Genomic DNA, 3,505 nt, shown 5'->3' on the forward strand with positions numbered 1-3,505 from the left:
GTCCCAAGGGTGTGGATGACAAATTACGCCTAACTCCCGTTGCCAAGCGTCTGTCTGAGTTACTGGGGCAAGAAGTCATTAAAACTGATGATTCCATTGGTGATGAAGTTGCAGCTAAAGTTGGCGCGTTGCAAAATGGCCAAGTGCTGTTACTCGAAAATGTCCGTTTTTACAAAGAAGAAGAGAAAAACGACCCAGAATTTGCGAAAAAATTGGCAGCTAATGCTGATTTTTATGTAAATGATGCTTTTGGTACTGCACACCGCGCCCATGCTTCTACTGAAGGCGTGACTAAATTCCTCAGCCCTTCTGTGGCTGGATATTTGGTTGAGAAGGAATTGCAATATCTGCAAAACGCCATTGAAAATCCCCAACGTCCTTTAGCGGCAATTATTGGCGGTTCCAAAGTTTCTAGCAAAATTGGCGTAATTGAAACTCTGCTGGAGAAGTGCGACAAGCTGATCATCGGCGGTGGGATGATTTTCACCTTCTATAAAGCCCGTGGTTTGAATGTTGGTAAATCTTTGGTGGAAGAAGACAAGCTGGAACTAGCGAAGTCTTTGGAAGCTAAGGCTAAGGAACGTGGCGTTGCTTTATTGCTTCCCACAGATGTGGTATTAGCAGATAACTTTGCCCCAGATGCCAATTCTCAAACCGTTAGCATTGAAAATATCCCAGATGGTTGGATGGGTTTGGATATTGGGCCAGACTCGGTGAAATTTTTCCAAGAAGCCCTTGCAGATACCAAAACGGTAATTTGGAACGGGCCAATGGGTGTGTTTGAGTTTGATAAGTTTGCCAAAGGTACGGAAGCGATCGCTCATACTCTCGCTGAAATTGGCAAAACTGGCACAACCACCATTATCGGCGGCGGCGACTCGGTAGCGGCTGTGGAAAAGGTTGGTTTAGCCGACCAAATGAGCCACATTTCCACCGGCGGCGGCGCTAGCTTGGAGTTACTTGAAGGTAAGGTATTGCCTGGAATTGCAGCTTTAGATGATGCGTAAGTAGGAATTGGGGAAGGGATTAGGGTACAGGGTACAGGTGACAGGTTATTCCCTATTACCTGTCACCTGTCACCTTTTCCCAATACCTAAGCCACTACATAAGAAAAATATATGCAACCTAAATGGCTGGAATGGGCACAGAAGTTACAAGCGATCGCTCAAAGTGGTTTGACTTATTCTGAGGGTGTTTATGATATAGAACGTTACAAACAATTACGAGCGATCGCCACGGAAATCATGGCGAATTACTCAAATGTAGAACATAGCTATGTTCTCGATTTATTTAGCCGTGAACTAGGATATGCAACTCCTAAAGTTGATGTGCGAGGAGCGATTTTTCGTGACGATACTATATTGTTAGTCAAGGAACGAGTAGACGGCTGCTGGACTTTACCTGGTGGATGGGCTGATGTTGGCGAGTCGCCCAGTGAGGCAGTTGTGAAAGAAATATATGAAGAATCTGGATATCAAGCACGCGCTATCAAACTTCTAGCAGTCTATGACAGAAACAAACAGGGACATTCACCCCTTCCGTTTTATGTCTACAAGTTGTTTTTTCACTGCGAACTTATTGGTGGTTCTCCATCATCAAGTATTGAAACTGAAGAAGTAGGTTTTTTCCCTGAAGGTGCGTTACCAGTACTTTCTCTTGGACGTGTGACACCAGCGCAAATCACGCGACTTTTCCAGCATTACCGCCAACCAGGTTTACCAACAGACTTTGATTAAATGCCTCTGCATTACAAAAATTGGCATACAGAATTCATGGTTTTATTCTGACTCCTGAGTTCTGAATTCGGACTCATAAAATAGCCCGGACTTGTAAATAGTCTCTTGTCGGGTAAGGGGGACACGTTACCGTGTTCCCCTAGCTAGGAAGAAAAGTATCCTTGAATCTGTTCTCTGATGTCAGTACTTTTTTAAGTTGACAACGTTCTTATGCCAAACTGACTTGTAACGTATAAGAAAGAGGGTTAAAGCCGCTACCAGAGAAAGTTCCGCCATCTTGAGGCAAGAAAGGAAAGTCACTCACTGAGATGGAGTACGTACCTGCACCCAGAAAACTGGTGATTAATGACGAATTGCCACCGCCACCATCGTCGTTACTCGTCACTAAATTCCCAGCACTGTTAAACAGTCCGAGAACTGTATCTCCCGATGTCACTGTCCTGATAGTGACAGTTCCTGGATTTGCTAAAGAAAATGTAAAAAAGTCGAAACCAGGACTACTCCCCGGTTGAACTGTTGTTAACTGTCCTGAAAGATTAACGTTTGAGCCTGATGATAAGGAACCTAACCCTTCAGCGCTGCCCAGTGTGTTGTTTGTACCTTCTCCAGCATTTTCCCGCTCATAGAACAAGAAGTCATCACTATCAAGTCTGAGATTTTTTCTCCCCTGCACAACACCTATGATCTCATCTTGCTCTCCTGTCGGTTTGTCTAAGAATATTCGTGTGCTGCTTCCAGCAACTTGCAAGCGGTAGTCCTGTGGAGGTCCTTTGAGTTCAATTCGATCTTGGCTAGAGTCGAAGTCAATAATAGTAGCCAAGTCCCCAAAACCAGGACTTGTAGTGTTGGTATCGTCGTAGAAAACATTTTCAGCGTCGCCCAGGATAAATCTATCTACCCCAGCCCCGCCAGTCAACTGATCAGTTTCCCCTAATCCAGGTGGAAGGGGACTACCAGGCCAAACACCGATGAGGATATCGTTTCCAGACCCACTATTGAGTACGTCATTGCCTGGCCCGCCTTGTAGACTATCATCGCCGTTGCCACCATTGAGGGTATCATTGCCGAAACCACCGTCTAGCGTGTCATTTGCCGGAGTCCCATTTATCGTTTCAGAAGCTGTAGTGCCTAATTTAAATGCCATATTATCTCTCCTGAGTTTCTCACTAATACGTAAGTTCAGCCTCAGTCAAAGAACTATTCATTGTATATTACTTGCCATTTAAGTAATCTCTAAGTTAGAAAACATTAATTATTTGGTTAGGAACTTCTAAAGAAAAAAATATCCAACTATTTATTGTAGGCTGGCCCGAAAAGCCCATCTTTGGTTGCGGGTGAACAAGAAGCCTACTCCACAAAATTAGATAATCAATTTCCTGAAAATTCCTTAATTGATGATTACCCAAATGGTAAGAAATTAGCTGAAATTCCTGAAAATTCCTTAATTGATGATTACCCAAATGGTAAGAAATTAGCTGAAATATTTTGGTTCTTTTTCTAAATCTTTTTGAACCCACGCTGTAATTACTTACATTATCATGAAGTACCAAGGTTACATCAATATCTTTAACAAATCTTAAAAAGGCAATAAATGCGATTGATTAAGACATTAAAAAATAGGTGTAAAATTTAATTAAATATTGTTTAAAACTACTGTTATTTTTGGTGAACGTTGCGAGATTTTTCAGATGAAGGTGGTATCGTTGTTAAGTTAAGTTTCAACATCAGATTTTATATAGTTATTTGGGATCGGAAAATTAGGTTTTTGT

Annotated in this window: 4 protein-coding genes; 3 read left to right on the forward strand and 1 reads right to left on the reverse strand. The window is 42.4% G+C overall.

All coding sequences use genetic code 11. The annotated features are described in order from the left end of the window. The coding region (locus IQ229_RS18705) for a phosphoglycerate kinase (RefSeq protein ID WP_194046291.1) at positions 1–1,007 on the forward strand (1,007 nt) is incomplete at its 5' end. A 111-nt stretch (positions 1,008–1,118) separates the two neighbouring features. Further along, on the forward strand, positions 1,119–1,736 hold the full coding sequence (locus IQ229_RS18710; RefSeq protein WP_194046293.1) for an NUDIX hydrolase: 618 nt from the start codon (positions 1,119–1,121) through the stop codon (positions 1,734–1,736). A gap of 208 nt (positions 1,737–1,944) precedes the next feature. On the opposite strand, the gene IQ229_RS18715 is transcribed toward IQ229_RS18710, so the two are convergent. Continuing rightward, positions 1,945–2,880 carry a DVUA0089 family protein gene (locus IQ229_RS18715; protein WP_194046303.1) on the reverse strand — a complete coding sequence of 312 codons (936 nt, stop codon included), beginning with the start codon at positions 2,878–2,880 and terminating at the stop codon, positions 1,945–1,947. A gap of 180 nt (positions 2,881–3,060) precedes the next feature. Here IQ229_RS18715 and IQ229_RS18720 point away from each other — a divergent pair, with 180 nt between their 5' ends. Then, entirely contained in the window at positions 3,061–3,237 is a 177-nt protein-coding gene (locus IQ229_RS18720; protein WP_194046305.1) for a hypothetical protein, read from the forward strand. Positions 3,238–3,505: the final 268 nt, after the last annotated feature.

This window comes from Nostoc cf. edaphicum LEGE 07299, from assembly GCF_015207245.1.
GTDB lineage: Bacteria > Cyanobacteriota > Cyanobacteriia > Cyanobacteriales > Nostocaceae > Nostoc > Nostoc edaphicum_B.